Origin of the sequence: Burkholderia sp. BCC0397 (assembly GCF_902832865.1) — a bacterium.
Classification (GTDB): domain Bacteria; phylum Pseudomonadota; class Gammaproteobacteria; order Burkholderiales; family Burkholderiaceae; genus Burkholderia.
The window spans coordinates 102,419-118,711 of the sequence record NZ_CADFDL010000012.1 but is presented as its reverse complement, the minus strand read 5'-3'; the positions used below and the strand labels follow the sequence as shown (position 1 = coordinate 118,711).

Annotated in this window: 5 protein-coding genes; 2 read left to right on the top strand and 3 right to left on the bottom strand. The window is 72.0% G+C overall.

Annotation, left to right across the window (positions count from 1 at the left end; all coding sequences use genetic code 11):
* The first annotated feature begins 10 nt into the window (after positions 1-10).
* Positions 11-8,800 carry a non-ribosomal peptide synthetase gene (locus HWX03_RS28475; RefSeq protein ID WP_175873553.1) on the top strand — a complete coding sequence of 2,930 codons (8,790 nt, stop codon included), beginning with the start codon at positions 11-13 and terminating at the stop codon, positions 8,798-8,800.
* Positions 8,801-8,838: 38 nt separating this feature from the next.
* A complete protein-coding gene (locus tag HWX03_RS28470) occupies positions 8,839-9,363 on the top strand; it encodes an aspartyl/asparaginyl beta-hydroxylase domain-containing protein (RefSeq protein WP_152860411.1) in 525 nt (174 codons plus the stop codon).
* A 40-nt stretch (positions 9,364-9,403) separates the two neighbouring features.
* Here HWX03_RS28470 and HWX03_RS28465 read toward each other — a convergent pair whose 3' ends face one another.
* From HWX03_RS28465 to HWX03_RS28455, 3 genes are all read right to left on the bottom strand, one after another.
* The gene (locus tag HWX03_RS28465) at positions 9,404-10,138 is read right to left on the bottom strand and encodes a glycosyltransferase (RefSeq protein ID WP_244132802.1); all 735 of its coding nucleotides are present in this window, start codon (positions 10,136-10,138) and stop codon (positions 9,404-9,406) included.
* Positions 10,139-10,271: 133 nt separating this feature from the next.
* Complete coding sequence (locus HWX03_RS28460; RefSeq protein WP_175873552.1) at positions 10,272-12,398, bottom strand: class I SAM-dependent methyltransferase; 2,127 nt, start codon at positions 12,396-12,398, stop codon at positions 10,272-10,274.
* A gap of 11 nt (positions 12,399-12,409) precedes the next feature.
* The gene (locus tag HWX03_RS28455; protein WP_175873551.1) at positions 12,410-16,246 is read right to left on the bottom strand and encodes an AMP-binding protein; all 3,837 of its coding nucleotides are present in this window, start codon (positions 16,244-16,246) and stop codon (positions 12,410-12,412) included.
* Between the last annotated feature and the right edge of the window lie 47 nt (positions 16,247-16,293).

Sequence of the window (16,293 nt, the reverse complement as noted above, 5' to 3'; positions counted from 1 at the left end):
GCAAATTCTGATGAACCACGAAACCGATCTTGATCTCGACTTCGATCTCGATCTAGCGCTGCTGAAATCCCTCGCGGGCGACGACGTCGCCGCGCTCGCCCCCGACCGCGCGATCCCGCGCAGGCCGCCCGGCGCGGCCGCGCCGCTGTCGTTCGCGCAGCAGCGCCTGTGGTTCCTGCACGCACTGAACGAAAGCGGCGGCGGCTACACGATCGGCAGCGCGTTCCGGCTGCGCGGCACGCTCGACGAGGCGCTGTTCGTCGACTGCGTGAACGAACTGGTGCGCCGCCACGACGCGTTGCGCACCGCGATCCGCGTGCGCGACGGCGTGCCCGAGCAGCACGTGTGCGCGCCCGGCAGCGCCGACGTCGCGGTCGAGGACTGGACCAGCCGCGCCGACGCCGCGCGGCACGCGACGCTCGTCGAAGCGGCGCGCGCGCTGTTCGCGACGCCGTTCGATCTCGCGGCCGGACGCCCGTTCCGGCTGCGCATCGTGCGGCTGTCATCGCACGAGCATGCGGTGCTGATGCATCTCGATCACCTGTTCGGCGACGCGACGTCGATGAGCATCCTGCTGCGCGAGCTGATCGGGCTGTACGATGCGCGGCGCGCGGGCCGCCCGCACGCGCTGCCGCCGCTCGCCATCACCTATGGCGACTTCGCCGCGTGGCAGCGCGCGGGCGGCGAGGACTGGGCCCGCGAGCGCGCGTACTGGCGCACCCAACTCGCGGGCGCAACACCGCTGGAGCTGCCGCTCGACGGCACGCGCGGCGTCCGCCCCACCAAACGGCGCCACGCGGCGCCGGCCGAGCGGCTGCTGTCGGCCGCGATTCCCGCCGATACCGTGGCGGCGCTCGAGCGCATCGCGCGCGACGAGCGCACGACGCTGTTCGCCGTGCTCGTCGCGGGCCTGATGGCGCTGCTCGCGCGCCATGCGAGACAGGACGACGTCGTGATCGGCACGTCGGTGTCCGGGCGCGATCGCATCGAGACGCAGGCGCTGGTCGGCTTCTTCGCGAACATGGTCGTGCTGCGCGGCGACCTGTCCGGCGATCCGGGCCTGCGCGAGCTGACGCGCCGGCAGACGGCCGTGATCCGCGACGCGCTGAGCCACGCGGCGCTGCCGTACGACAAGCTCGTCGATGAGCTGCGCGTGCCGCGCGAAGCGGGCCGCAATCCGCTGTTCCAGGTCGCCGTCACCATGCTCGACCAGGCGCCCGACGCGACCTTCGCGCTCGGCGGCCTGACGGTCGAGCCGATCGTCGCGCAGGAAGCGTCGCGCTTCGATCTCGAACTGTTCTTCGCACGCGACGGCGACGGGCTCGCGCTCGCGTTGTCGTTCGACGCGGACCTGTTCGAGCGCGCGTCGGTCGAGCGGCTGGCCGCGCAGTTCGGCACGCTGCTCGAACACGCGGCGCGCATGCCCGATCTGCCGGTGTCGAGGCTCGCGCTGTCGAGCGAGCCGGCGGCCGACGACGTGCCGCGCGCCGCCTACGCCGACGCACGCTTCGAGCCCGTCTGCGAACGCGTGCGCGCCCACGCGCTCGCCCGGCCCGACGCGGTTGCGCTGCGCTTCGGCGACGCGACGCTCGATTACGGCATGCTCGACGCCCGCGCCGATGTACTCGCGCACCGGCTCGTCGACGCCGGCTTCGGCCCCGGCGCGCGCGTGGGCCTGTGGTTCCGGCCCGGCTTCGACACGATCGTCGCGATGCTCGCCGTGCTGCGCGCGGGCGCCGCGTACGTGCCGCTCGATCCCGGCTATCCTGAAGCGCGCGTGCTGACGCTGCTGGAAGACGCTCGGCCCGCTGTCGTGCTCACCGAGCGCTCGCTCGCGGCGACCCTGCCCGCCGCCGCGCACGTGAACCCGGCGGTGTGGTCGATCGACGACGACGACGTCGTCGCGAGCGCGCCGCCCGTCGCGCCGGGCCCGCTTCCCGCGCCCGACCCCGACGCGCTTGCGTACGTGATCTTCACGTCGGGCTCGACGGGCCGCCCGAAGGGCGTGTGCGTGACGGCCGGCAACCTCGCGCGGCTCTTCACGTCCACGGCGCCGCTGTTCGGTTTCGACGAGACCGACGTGTGGACGCTGTTCCATTCGAGCGCGTTCGACTTCTCGGTGTGGGAAATCTGGGGCGCGCTCGTGCACGGCGGCGAGCTCGTGATCGTGCCCGAGGCGGTGCGCCGCACGGCCGACGCGTTCTACGACCTGCTGTGCGACACGCGCGTGACCGTGCTGAACCAGACGCCGTCGGCGTTCCGTCAGCTGATCGCCGAGGAGGAGCGCAACGGCCGCGAGGCCGAGCTCGCGCTGCGCCACGTGATCTTCGGCGGCGAGGCGCTGGAGCTGTCGAGCCTGCGCGGCTGGATCGACCGCCACGGCGACGACGCGCCGGTGCTCGTCAACATGTACGGCATCACCGAGACGACCGTGCACGTCACCTACCGGCGCATCACGCTCGCCGACGTGCGCGGCCGCAACGGCAGCCTGATCGGCGAGCCGCTGCCGGACATGACGATCCGGCTCGTCGACCCGCACCTGCAGCCGGTGCCGCCCGGCATGGTCGGCGAGATCCTGGTCGGCGGCGCGGGCGTCGCGCGCGGCTATCTCGGCCGCGACGCGCTGACGGCCGAGCGCTTCATCGTCGACCCCGCGGGCAACCGGCTCTACCGCAGCGGCGACCTCGGCCGCCTCGACGCGCACGGCCGGCTCGAATACCGCGGCCGCGCGGACCAGCAGGTCAAGTTGCGCGGCTTCCGGATCGAGCTCGGCGACATCGACGCGGCGCTGCGCGAGCATCCGGCCGTGGCCGATTGCGCGATCGTCGTGACGGGCGCGGGCGACGCCGCCCAGCTCGCCGCGTACGCGGTGCCGCGCGACAGCGGCGACAGCGGCGGCAGCGGCGGCGCGCGGGACGCAGCGCCCGACACCGCGCCCGGCTGGCGCGACAGCTTCGACATGATCTACAGCGCCGACGCGGCTGACGACGAGCTGCTCGACATCGTCGGCTGGACCGACAGCTACGACGGCGAACCGATCCCGCGCGACGAGATGCGGATGTGGCGCGACGAAATGCTCGCGCGCATCCGCGAGCGGCCGCCGCGCCGCGTGCTCGAGATCGGCAGCGGCAGCGGCATGCTGTTGCTGCCGCTCGCCGCGTCGTGCGAGCGCTTCGTCGGACTCGACTTCTCCGCGCAGGCGATCGCGCGGCTCGGCCGCGTCGTCGAGCGGCGCGGGCTGCGCACGGTGACGCTGATCGAGCGGGAAGCCGCCGCGCTCGACGGTCTCGATGCCGATTTCGACACGATCGTCATCAACTCGGTCGCGCAGTACTTTCCCGACGCCGCGTATGCGCTGCGCGTGATCGAACGCGCGCTCGACCATCTCGCGCCGGGCGGCCGGCTGATCGTCGGCGACCTGCGCAGCCTGCCCCTGCTGCGGCAGTTCCACGCGACGAAGCTGCTGCGCCGGACAGACGGCGCGCGCGACCGTGCCACGCTGCGCGCGCAATTGAACCGGCTCGTCGAGCAGGAGCCCGAGCTGCTGTTCGATCCGGTGCTGTTCGATGCGCTCGCCAGCCGGCGCGACGACGTGGCCGACGTCGACGTGCGGCTGAAGCACTTCGCGAGCAGTAACGAACTCGCGTCGTACCGCTACGACGCGATCATCACGAAGACGGGCGGCGAGACGGGTGTTGAAACGGGCAGCGAAGCGCGCGCCGGCGCCACGCCGCGCGACGTCGGGGCGGCGGCTGCCGCCGATCTCCGCGCGCTGTGCGACGACGCGCGGCGCGCCGAAGCGGGCGTCGTCGCCCGGCGCATTCCGAATGCCCGCGTCGCGCAGGCGAATGCGTTCGTCGCATGGCTCGACGCCGACGAAGATGGCGCGCCGCTGCCCGAGCACGTCGCGGCGAACGCGCGCGACGAAGCGGTCGATCCGGCGGCCGTCGACGCAGCGGCGGCGGCCACGGGTGTGGCGTGCCGGCTGCGCTGGTCGGCGAACGACGCGCACGGCGCATTCGACGCGTTCGTCGGATCGCTCACGGCCGCACCCCGCGCATCGGCGGCGCCCGGCACGCGCGCCGCGTCGCTGTCCGACGACGACGATCTGCTGCGCTTCTTCAACGTGCCGTTCCGCCAGGCCAGCGACCTGCCGCGCACGTTGCGCGCGCATCTGCAAAAGCGCCTGCCTGCGCACATGGTGCCGTCCGCCGTGGTGCTGCTCGAGCGCCTGCCGCTCACGACGAACGGCAAGCTCGACCGCGCCGCGCTGCCGTCCGTGCAGCAGGCGGCGGCCGTCGCGGCCCCGAGCGCCGACGACACGCGCGACCCGGCGACTGCGACCGAGCAGGTGGTCGCATCGGTTTATGCGGACGTGCTCGGCATCGCGCGCGTCGGCCGCGCCGGCCACTTCTTCGAGCTCGGCGGCCATTCGCTGCTCGCCACGCAGGTGGCCGCGCGGCTGCGCGACGAACATGGGATCGACCTGCGGCTGCGGACGATCTTCGACCATCCGACCGTGCAGGGCCTCGCGGCGGCCATCGATGCGGCCGCGGATGCGGCCGCGGATGCGCCCACGGATGCGGTCGAGCCGGATGCCGCGCACCGGCTGGCCGCCCCGGGCGGCGAGCCGCCGGCCGACCAGCCGAGCACGCTGCCGGCAAGCGGATGCGACGACGCGCTCGCCGCCTCGCCCTCGCCCTCGCCCTCGCCTGCGCATGCGCATGCGCCTGCGCAGGCGGCAACGCCAGCCGCCGGTCCCGCCGCACCGCTGTCGTTCGCGCAGCAACGCTTCTGGTTCCTCGACCGCCTCGCGGGCGGCGACAGCGCGCTTTATCACATCGCGTCCGCGCTGCGCCTGCGCGGGCCGCTCGACGTCGCCGCCGCGCGGCGCGCGATCGACGCGATCGTCGCGCGGCACGACAGCCTGCGCACGACGTTCGCGCTCGAAGGCGACGCACCGCGCCAGCGCGTGCATGCCGACTGGCGCCCCGAACTGCGCATCGTCGATCTCGCCGGCGCGGACGACGCGGCGGTGCGCGACGCCGCCCGCCGCTTCGCCCGCGAGCCGTTCGATCTCGCCGCCGCGCCGCCGCTGCGCGTCGGCCTGCTGACGCTCGGCGCGCACGACGCGCTGCTCGTCGTCGCGATGCATCACATCGTCTGCGACGGCTGGTCGCTTGGACTGTTCGCGCGCGAGTTCGCGCACGGCTATGCGCACGACGCGCCGCTCGACCCGCTGCCGTTCGGCTATGCCGACTACGCGTCGCGTCAGCGCGCGGCGGCGTCCGGCGCGCGCCTCGACGAGGCGCTCGCGCGCTGGCGGCAGCGGCTCGCGGGCGCGCCCGAAGCGCTCGCGCTCGCGACCGACCGGCCCCGCCGCGCGCAACGCAGCCACGCGGGCGGCAAGGTGTCGTTCACGCTGGACGCCGCGGAAACGGCCGCGCTGCGCGCGCTCGCGCGGCAGGCCGACACGACGCTGTTCGTCGTGCTGCTCGCCGGCTACGCGTGGCTCCTCGCGCGCGACGGGGGCCAGGACGAAGTCGTGATCGGCAGCCCGATCGCGCAGCGGCCGTCGCGCGACGCCGAGCGCATGATCGGCTGCTTCCTGAACACGCTGCCGCTGCGCTGCGACTTCCACGGCGAGCCGAGCGCGCGCGACGCGTTGGCCCGCCTGCGCGACGTCGTGCTCGACGCGTTCGAATGGCAGGACGTGCCGTTCGAGACGATCGTTGCCGCATCGGGCCAGGCGCGCACGCTCGACCGCACGCCGCTGTTCCAGGCGATGCTGGTGCTGCAGAGCGCGCCGCAGCATGCGATGCGGCTGCCGGGGCTCGCGATCGACGCGTTCGACGACGACGAGACGGCCGCGCAGTTCGAGCTGACGCTGTTCGCGCACGAGGACACGGCGTCCGGGCAACTACGGCTCGACTGGCAATACGATGCGGACCTGTTCGACCGCGACACGATCGACGCGCTGGGCGCGCGCCTGCGCCGGCTGTACGCCGATATCGCACGCGTGCCGGACGCGCCGCTCGCGCGGCTCGACGGCCTCGACGACGCGGCGCGCACGCAACTGCTCGCGCTCGGCGACCGGCGCGCGGCGCGGCTCGACGCGCCGCTCGTGCATGATGCGATCGCGCGCCACGCGCGCGCCACGCCCGACCATCCGGCGCTCGTCGCCGCCGATCGCACGCTCGGCTATGCCGAACTCGACGCCGCCGCGAACCGGCTCGCGCGCGCGTTGCGTACGCGGGGCGTCGGCGCGGAAACCGTCGTCGCCGTCGCGCTCGAACGCTCGATCGACGCCATCGTCGCGCTCGTCGCGATCCTGCGCGCGGGCGGCGTGTACGTGCCGGTCGATCCGGAGCAGCCGCCCGCGCGCGCGGCGACGATCCTCGGCGAGGCGCGGCCCGCGCTCGTGATCACGCGCGCCGCGCTCGCGCCGCGCTTTGCCGATGCGGCCCGCGCGGTGCTGCTCGTCGATCGCGACGCAGCCGACATCGCCGCACACGACGCGTCGCCGCTCGATTCGCCCGTGCATCCGGACGCGCTCGCCTACGCCCTCTTCACCTCCGGCTCGACCGGCGTGCCGAAGGGCGTCGCGATCAGCCATCGCAGCCTCGCCGCGTCGACGGCGGCACGGCTCGCCGCGTACCCGCGCGTGGCGAGCATGCTGCTCGTGCCGTCGCTCGCCTTCGACAGCTCGATCGCCACGCTGTTCTGGATGCTCGCGAGCGGCGGCACGCTGCATCTTCCCGATGCCGACGGCGCGCGCGACCCGCGTGCGCTCGCGGCCACGGTCGAGCGCGGCCGCGTCGCGGGCTGGCTCGGCGTGCCGTCGCTGTACAAGCTCGCGGTGGACCTGTGCCCGGCGGCGCTCGCGCCGCTCGAAGTCGTCGTGCTCGCGGGCGAGACGCTGACCGCGAACGTGGTCGACGCCCACTACCGGCACGGCCCCGCGTGCCTGCTCGCGAACGAATACGGCCCGACCGAGGCGACCGTCTGGGCCAGCGTGCAGTTCGTGAGCCGCGTGCCGGCCGGCGCCGCGCCGATCGGCGCGCCGATCGCGGGCAGCCGGCTCGTCGTGCTCGATGCGCGCGGCGAACTCGCGCCCGTCGGTGTCGAAGGTGAGCTCTACATCGGCGGCGCCGGCGTCGCGCGCGGCTACCTCGGCCGCCCCGGGCTCACCGCCGCGCGCTTCGTGCCGGACCCGTTCGCGCAAGGTGAACGGCTGTACCGCACCGGCGACCGGGTCCGCTGGCGCCGCGACGGCACGCTCGACTTCATCGGCCGGCGCGATGCGCAGATCAAGCTGCGCGGCATCCGCATCGAGCTGACCGAGATCGACGCCTGCCTCGCGTCGCATCCGTGGGTCCGGCAGGCGGCCGCGCGCGTCGTCACGCACGACGACGACCGCCAGGAACTGATCGCCTACGCGGTGCTGACGGGCGACACCGGCACGCACGACGCAACCGAAACACTGCGCGCGCATCTCGCCGCGCACTTGCCTGCCGCCGTCGTGCCGGCGCGGGTGCTCGCGATCGACGCGCTGCCCGTCAACGCGAACGGCAAGCTCGACCGCGACCGCCTGCCCGCGCCCGCCCGCGCCGCCGCCCGTGACGAAGCCGGCAGCCCGACCGAGGCCGCGCTGCGCGCGCTGTGGGAGGACACGCTCGGCCACCCGGTCGACTCGCTGCATGCGGATTTCTTCGCGCTCGGCGGCGATTCGCTGCTCGCCGTCAAGCTGGTCGCGCAGATCGAGCGCCGCTTCGGCGTCGCGCTGCCGCTCGCCACGCTGTTTTCGCACGCGGGCGTCGCGGCGCTCGCCGCGGCCGTCGATCGTGCCGCGAATGCGTCGAACGCGTCGATCGTGACGCCCGTGCGCGCGGACGTCGCGTCCGGCGCCGCGGTGATCCCGCTCGGCGGCGACGCGCATGCGCACCGCGCGACGATCGCGCTGCTGCCCGACATTTCCGGGCTCGTCGTGTCGCTCGTGCCGCTCGCGACCGCGCTCGGCGCGCGCTATCGCGTGCTCGGGCTGCAGGCGGCCGGGCTCGACGAACACGCGACGCCGCTCGCCGACGTCGAAGCCATCGCCGCCGCGCATGCGCGCACGCTCGTCGATGCAGGCGCGGCGGGTGCTGCACATGCGCCGCTCGTGCTCGTCGGGTATTCGTGGGGCGCGAGCGTCGCCGCGTGGGTCGCGCGTGCGCTCGAACGCGACGGCGCGCCCCCGTGCCTCGTCATCGCGCTCGACGCACCGCCCGCGAGCGATGCCGCCTTCGCCGCGCAGTTGCCCGCCGACGAGCCGGGCCTGCTCGAATACATGACGACCGCGCTCGCCGAATCGCTCGGCCGCGACCTGCGGATCGACGCGGCCGCGCTCGCGCCGCTCACGCACGCCGAGCGGATCGACGCATTCGCCGCGCGGCTCAAGGCGAGCGGCGTCGTGCCGCCCGACGTGCCCGCGAGCCGGATCGCGCGGATGGTCGACGTGTACCGCGCGAACCTCGCCGCCGACAAGGCGCTGGCGAGCCGCCCGGCGCCCGCGCCGCTCTGCGTGCCGGTCGCCGTCTGGGTCAGCGACGGCGGCACGCACCCGGCCGGCGCCGGCGCGGATCTCGGCTGGGCGGCGCACACGGCGGCGGGCGTCTCGCTCCATCGCGCGGCGGGCGACCACCTGAGCATGGTGCGCGGCGCGCACCTGGCCCCGCTCGCCGCCGCGCTCGCCACGCGCATCGACGCGGCGCTCGACGCCGCTCGCCTGAGCCCGGCTCCGCACAACGAAGCAAGCTGATCCTTTCACACATTTTTTAACGCCGAGGAGCGACACCCATGTTCTTTCCGCCCGAGCAGTTCCCTGCGCTTCAAGCTGTCGCGCAGGGCTGGGAAACCATCCTGCACGAGCTCGACGGGCTCGCGCAGGCCGCCTTCATGAAGTGGCCCGAGACGAACATCTACGATGGCAACTGGACGGTCTTTCCGCTGTTCAAGCTCGAGCAGCGCGTCGAGCAGAACTGCCTGCTGTGCCCGGAGACGGCGCGCCTGCTCGAAACCGTGCCCGGCCTGGTGAACGCCGGGTTCTCGTCGCTCGCGCCGGGCACCTACATCGGCCCGCACTACGGCTACACGAACGAGGTGCTGCGCTGCCATATCGGCCTGAAGCCGTCCGAGAACTGCGCGATCCGCGTCGGCCCGGAGGTACGCGGCTGGAGCGCCGGATCGTGTCTCGTGTTCGACGACACCACCGAGCACGAGGCATGGAATCGCGGCACGAAGACGCGGGTCGTGCTGCTGTTCGATTTCAAGCGCGATCCGTCGCGCACCGTCACGTTCCCGGCCGAGGTCCACACCTACTGAGCGAATCGGCGGCGGCGTGCCGCCGGCCGCGTTCGCGCGGTCAGCGTAGCGCGCCGCGCACCTTCGCCTGCGCGGCGAACAGCGCGCGCGTCAGCCGTGACAGCAGTCGCACGTGCGGCGGCTGCCAGTTCAGATCCATGTCGTGACGGGTGTACGCGCCCGCGTCGGCCGCCGCCTGCGCGGACGGGGCGTCCGGCTCGAACACGTCGCCGGGGCAGCACAGCGTCGTCGGCCACGCGGCCACGCCGCTGCGTTCGATGCACATCGTGAAGAAGCGCGGCCCCGTCGTCGCCGCAATCTGCACCGCCGCGCTCGCGCGCAGGCGCGCCGGCAGGTTGTCGAGCGGCGCGCTCGCGCCGTCGCGCAGCGCGTCGTGCACGGTGCGCCACAGCGGATGGCCGGGCGCGCTGCCGATCAGCGCGTTGTTGAAGCCGCGCGTGGCCGACAGCACGAGTGCGCGGCCGTCGAGCAGCGCGTCGACCGGCCGCAGGCTTTCGATATCCATGTCGGCATACACGCCGCCGAGCGTGTCGAGCACGCAATAGCGCGCGCTGTCGATGCGCTGGATGTCGTGCGCGAACGCATCGTAGCGCGGCAGGAACCAGCGCTGGTGCGTGGCGACGTGTTCGCGCAGCGTGTGCGCATCCCACACGCGCAGCGTCCAGTCGGGATGATGGCGTTGCCACGATTCGCGGTAGCGCCGGTACTTGTCCGGCAGCAGATGCTCGCCTTGATACCAGATCTGATGAAGCGTTTTCGGGATGGGCCGGTTCACGATGTCCTCAAGGTTCGATCCGCGTCGGTGCGCCGGCCGGCACACGCCGGCCGACGCATCCATCGTAGAGCGCGGGTCGGCGTGCGTCTGCCACCGAATGACGGGACATCGGCGACACCGGCCGCGACCGTGCCTAGATCCCCATATCGGCCACGTAATTTGCGATGCTGAAGAAGCGATAGTCGCTCAGCAGGTCCAGCCCCGGGAACCCTTCCGGATGAATCCGCCCATAGATCGGGCTGTCGGGGCGCAGGCCGGCCAGCGTCAGCGCAAGCATGAATTCGTTGAACGGCGCCATGAACTGGCGCGACACGAAGTGCATGCCCCAGTTGAACACCGACGGCAGCTGCTCGGTGCGCAACCACGCGTCCGGTCCGCCCGGCGCGTTCACGCAGAGGTTTTCCGCCCACGGGCTATGGCCTTCGACGATGAGGAAGCCATGCTTCGCATGGCGCTTCCAGCGGGTCAGGAAATCGATCAGGTCCGCCGCCGCCACGTAGCCGGGCACGAGCCCTTGCGCATCGCTGTACGCGACCTTGAACGCACGCTTGATCGCGTCGAGCGCAATCGGGTAGTCGGCCTGGTCCGACACCGTCAGGCGGCCCGGATAGTACTGGTCGACGACCCTGCGCAGGCGGGCCCGGTCGACGGTGCGCAGATGGCGCTCGAGTATCGCGTCGGCCGCGTCCTCGCGCCGGATGCTCAGCCGGCGGTTGTGGACCAGGAACATGAAGGTGTGCAACAGGTCGCTCAGCCGCACCGGGCGCACGCTGCCGTCCGGCTGCCGCACGGTCAGCCCGCTTTCGGCCACCGCTTCGTCGTAGCGGTCGGGCTGGGAGATGTCGGCGGCGATCACGCGCACCTGCACGCCCGGGATGTCCTTCAGCGCGGACAGGGTGGCGGCGGCCCGGCCTCGCGCGGATTCGTTGTAGTCCGCGCCGATCACGAGCAGCGGATAGTCGGCGAGGTGCCGGCCGCGCCGCGTCGAGCGGATCACGTATTCGGCCAGGCGCCTGACCGCGCTGCCGTCGCCGCAGCCCATGTCGGCGATGCCGGCCGGCTGGCGATCCAGCGGCGTCTCGTCGAACAGCTTGCGCAGGATCTTCGTCGTGATTTCCTGCGACGCCGGCCCCGACCCGGCGCCGCTCGACGCATACACGTTCATCACGCGATCGATGTGGCCGTCGCTGTCGATGTCGAGCGGGTCGGGATTGCCGAACAGGAGCTCGTCGAGCAGCGCGTACGAACGCAGGTAGGACGCGGGCAACCCCGCGTAAGGGGCGGCGATCGGCCGGTGAATCCGGCCCGCCTCGGTGAGGCGCACCTTTTCCCGATCGATTTCCGCCATGCCGAACTTGCACATCAGCGACCACGCCGCGTGCAGGACGACCGGATCCGCATGCGACCACGCGCCGACCGCGACCCCGCCGGGCTGCTCGTCGAGTTTCTCGAAGATGCCGGGCGCCGTCTGCGAATACTGGCCATCCGCCTGCTTGTCGAACACCGGCATGTCGAGCGCGACCCAGGTCGGACCGAGCAGCAGGCCGTCCATCGCCGTGCGCAGTTGCCCGTTCACCTGGCGCTCCAGATCGCTCGCCGGCGCCGGCAGCGCCGGCCAACCCGCCACGCAGATTCGCGCGAGCTGCGCATACAGCACGCTGTCGTCGGCCGCCGTGCGTTTTCGATGACACAGCGCGTGCAGATGCTGCAGCACCGACGTGGCGTTCGCCAGCTGCTCGAACAGCGGCCGGCTGCGCTCGACGCACGCGACGACGTATTCGCCGGCCGGCGTGAGTGCATATTCGGCGTCTTCGTCGCCGCGATCGAGGGTCAGCCAGCCGGCCAGGCTCAACAGGTTGAGGGCGCCCCACAACACCCCCAGGTTGCGGGTCGGGTCGGACCGGCGGTCCATCGCGAACGCGCGCATCGCACGCGGCGTCCCGGCGCGCAGGCCGTGGAATGCGCCGGCGAACACCAGGCGCGCCAGCGTCGGCACCAGCACGATGCCGTTCGCCCAGTTGCAGCTGCGCGTATAGGCCATCACGCGCTGCGCGTCGCGGCGGCCGATGCGCAGCGTGGCCGCGTGCGTGTGCTGCTCGAGCTTGACCGGCAACGCGTCGTCGAGCACCTCGACGCGGATCGCGGTGCCGGCCGGCAGGCCGAGCAACGTGCGCGTTTCGTCGGGATACGCGTCGAGATAATGCTCGAGCTGGCGGGCCAGCGTGGTCGGGGATTCACCCAGGTCGAAACGGGTAGGCATGTTGGACGGTCTCACAAGGTCAAAGGTTGAGCTGCAATGGGGGTATCCGAAGCGGCGTGCGCAACGGCCGCCGCCGGCGCGGCGCCGCGCATCCGCGGCGCGAGATGGGCGGCCAGCGTGCGGATGGACGGGTAATCCCAGACCGCCGCCGGATCGACGGTCACGCAGAAGGTTTCACTGGCGACCATCGTCATTTCGACGGCGAGGATCGAGTCGAGGCCGATCTCGGCGAACGTCGTCTCGCGCGTCAACCGCAGCTTGCGCTGCTTGAGGCGCTCGCCCAGCCACGCGATCAGCCATTGTTCGACGGACTCGCCCCGCTCGCGATCGGTCCGGCTCGCCGGCTCGGTCACGATCGGGTCCGCCGCTGAACGGGCGTGCGCGCCAGCGGGCGCGTCAGGCGCGTCGAGGTCCGACGACGCGCCGGGCTCGGCGCCCAGCAGCGGATCGACGGGTTGGCTGGCACCCGGGACCGTCTGGTCGATCGGGCCGATCTCGAACCCGTTGCGCTCGGCCCAGTCGTTCAATTCCGCCGACGTGGACAGCGCGGAGCGCAACCCGACCTGCCGCTGGGCCGCCTCGATCGCGCGTTCGTACTGGTTCTGCACCCAGCGCAGCGCGCCGTCGTCGATGCGCTGCTGCGCGGCCGCGCGTTCGATCACCGCCAGCAGCAAGCCCCATTGCGCGACCGAGCCGAGCCAGTAATTGACCCAGACGGCGGCGTGTGCGGCGCCGTCGAGTTTCGCCGCGTTGGCGAGCCCGTCTTGCGACAGCTGCTCGCCCAGCGCGCGCAGTTCCCTGGCCAGCACGCCGGCGCCGAGCGCGCTTTCCAGGTAGCGCAGCAAGTCGTCGCTGCCGTTGAGCAGACGGCTGCCGAGGTGAACCAGCAGCGTTTCGGTCGGCCCCTCGAAGATGCGGGTCAGGCGCGCGTCCCGGAAGATCTGCGGCGCCAGGTTGGTTTCGATATAGCCGCGGCCGCCGAGGAACTGCATCATCTCGTCGGCCGATTGCGACAGCAGCTCGGAGCCGAGGATCTTCGAGATCAGTAGACAGTCCTCGGGCAGCGCGACCCCGAGGTCCAGCTCGGCGGCCAGGTGCTCGACCAGCGCATCGAGCCCGTCGATACGGTGCCGCAGCTCGCCCAGGCGCAGGCGGCTCAGCGGATTGTCCAGCAGCAGGCTGCTGCCGATCCGGCGCCGCGCGCCGTAGCGATGCATCAGCTGCGCACAGCGCTTCATGCCACCCAGGCAGACGGCCGCGATGCCCAGGCGCGCAATGTTCATCGCCTGCTGCGCGACGGACATCCCCTGCCCGATGGCGCCGAGCCGGCAAGCATCGCTGATCCGCGCCCGGTCCAGGTGCAGCGAATTCTGGATCATGCCGCGCACGCCCATCGTCAGCTCCTCGGCGCCGATCCGCACGCCCGGCGTGCCGGGACGCACCGCCAGGCCGACCATTCCGGTGCCGTCGGCCTGCCTCGCGAACACGTTGATGATCCCCGCCCACGCGGACGAGCCGCTCCAGCGCTTGTTTCCGGAGACCAGCCAGTCGCCGGTGTCGAGGCGCTGCGCGCGGGAGGTGATCGCGCGCGGATGGGAGCCCGCGGCCGATTCGCTCATCGCGAACGCGGCGAGCATCCGGCCGCTCGCGAGGCTCGGCAGCAATTCGTCGCGCAACGGCGTCTGCGCATGCTGCATGATCGGCAGGATCCCGAGCGTGTTGTTCAGGCCGACGAAGAAAGCCAGCGTCGAATCGATCGCGCCCAGTTGCGCGATCACGCGCAACGTATCGCGATGCGTGAGGCCAAGGCCGCCATACGAGCGGTCGATCGGCATGCCGAGCAGGCCCTGGTTCCCGAAATCGAGCACGACGTGCGGCGGAATGGTGCGACGCTCGTCGATCGTGCGCGAATCGATCCGCGTGCGTGCGTAGTGCCTGAGCCAGTCGTTCAGTGCGTCGACGGTGGCGTCGTCATGCCGCCGGTGCGCGCCGGCCGGCGGCTCGTGGGCGGCGGCGACGGCGGCGGCCGGGCGCGCGGGTGGCGGGCCATCCGGCAGCCCGCGCGCCGGCTCCGGCGCGTGCGCGCCGGCATCGACGTCCCACTGCGCGAGGATCGTCAGCTCGCCGTCGTGCAACTGTGTGCGGCACGTGCTGCGGCGCACCTTGCCGCTCGACGTTTTCGGCACGCTGCCGGGCGACACCAGCACGATCGCGCTCGGGCCGATGTCGAGGCGATTCCAGATCGCCTTGCGAATCGCGTCGATGAAGCCGTCGAGATTGCCCTTGCGCTGCGTGCGCTCGACCTCCGCCACGACGATCAGGCGCTCCGTATCGACCTGGTCGTCCATGAAGGCCGCGCAGCCGTTCGGCACCAGTTCCGGCACGCCGACGATCAGCGCGTATTCGATGTCTTCCGAGTAGTAGTTGCGGCCGGCGAGGATGACCATGTCCTTGAGCCGGCCGGTGACGTAGAGCTCGCCGCCCAGCATGAAGCCGAGATCGCCGGTCCGCATGAACGCCTGGTCCGGATCGCCCGCCAGCGTGTGCCGGAAAGTCGATTGCGTCTGCTCGTCCAGTTGCCAGTATCCGGCGGCGACGCTCGGCCCGGCCACGCAGATTTCGCCGATGGCTCCGTCGACACAGCCGTCGTTCGTCTGCAGGTCGCGCACGATCACGCGCTGGTCGCCGGCAGGACGGCCCACGCTGACCAGCACCCGTTCGCCCGGGCGATCGAGCGAAGCCGGCGAGACACCCGAAAACTCGCCGCGGATCACCACGGACTGCCGCTGGAGCGCGGCCTGGTCGACGCACACCGTCCGGATCGGCTGCTGCGCCGTGCGACCGGCGACGAACAAGGTCCCCTCCGCCAGCCCGTAGCACGGCCGAAAACTGCCGGCGGCGAAGCCCGCGGTGGCGAAGCGTTTGGCAAAGTCCGACAACGTGCTGGCGCGCACGGATTCGGCGCCGTTATAGGCGGTCCGGACACACGACAGGTCGAGCGTCGCCAGTTGTTCGTCGGAGACGCGCCGGCAGGCCATCCGGTAGGCAAAGTCCGGCGCTCCCGTCAGATCCGCGCGATATTGGCTGATCGCGCGCAACCACAGGTACGGATGCTGGATGAAGCGTTCCGGGGCCATCAGCACGCACCGGAAGCCGCCGTAGAGCGACGTCAGGATCACGCCGATCAGGCCCATGTCGTGATACGGCGGCAGCCAGCTGACCATCGTGCTCCGCTCGTCGTAGCCGAACCATTCGCGCAGCATTCCGAGGTTGTGCATCAGGTTGCCGTGCGACACCATCACGCCCTTGGGCGTGCCGGTGGTCCCCGACGTGTATTGCAGAAAGGCGGTGTGCGACGGCGGCACGCTGGCCGGCGCGGGCAGGAACGCGATCGCTTCGGCGGCCCCGACGTCGAGCAGCGTGCTGCCGGATGCTTCGGTATCGGCGATCCAGGTCGTGCAACGTTCGAGGTCGTCGGGCGAGCACAGAATCGTGTTCGCCCCTGCATTCCTGACGATGCCGGCGATCCGCACCATATGCTGCCTGTTGCGCGGCGGGTACGCGGGCACCGCGACGGCGCCCGCGTACAGGCACCCCATGAAGGCGCTGACGTAGTCGAGCCCCGGCCGGCACAGCAGCAGGACGCGGTCGCCGATGTCGACCGCATTCTGCTGCAGCAGCGCGGCGACCCGGCGGGCGCGTTGGTCGAGCTCCGCGAAGGTCATCGACAAGGCCTGTTCCTGTTCGGGCGGGCCGCTCAGGAACACGTAGGCGGTTTGGTCGCCGAGCGTGGCGGCCCGGTTCTGGAGCAATTCGCTCAGCGTGGTCGGCAAGGTCGCAGTGGTCATGATGTCGTCGGAAGAGGAATGAAAACAGCGAGCAGCGGCCCGGCGCC

Bases quoted from the DNA above. Each gene is read 5' to 3' on its own strand.
- HWX03_RS28460 (WP_175873552.1), bottom strand. From the start codon at position 12,398: ATGCCTACCCGTTTCGACCTGGGTGAATCCCCGACCACGCTGGCCCGC.
- HWX03_RS28475 (WP_175873553.1), top strand. From the start codon at position 11: ATGAACCACGAAACCGATCTTGATCTCGACTTCGATCTCGATCTAGCG.
- HWX03_RS28455 (WP_175873551.1), bottom strand. From the start codon at position 16,246: ATGACCACTGCGACCTTGCCGACCACGCTGAGCGAATTGCTCCAGAAC.
- HWX03_RS28470 (WP_152860411.1), top strand. From the start codon at position 8,839: ATGTTCTTTCCGCCCGAGCAGTTCCCTGCGCTTCAAGCTGTCGCGCAG.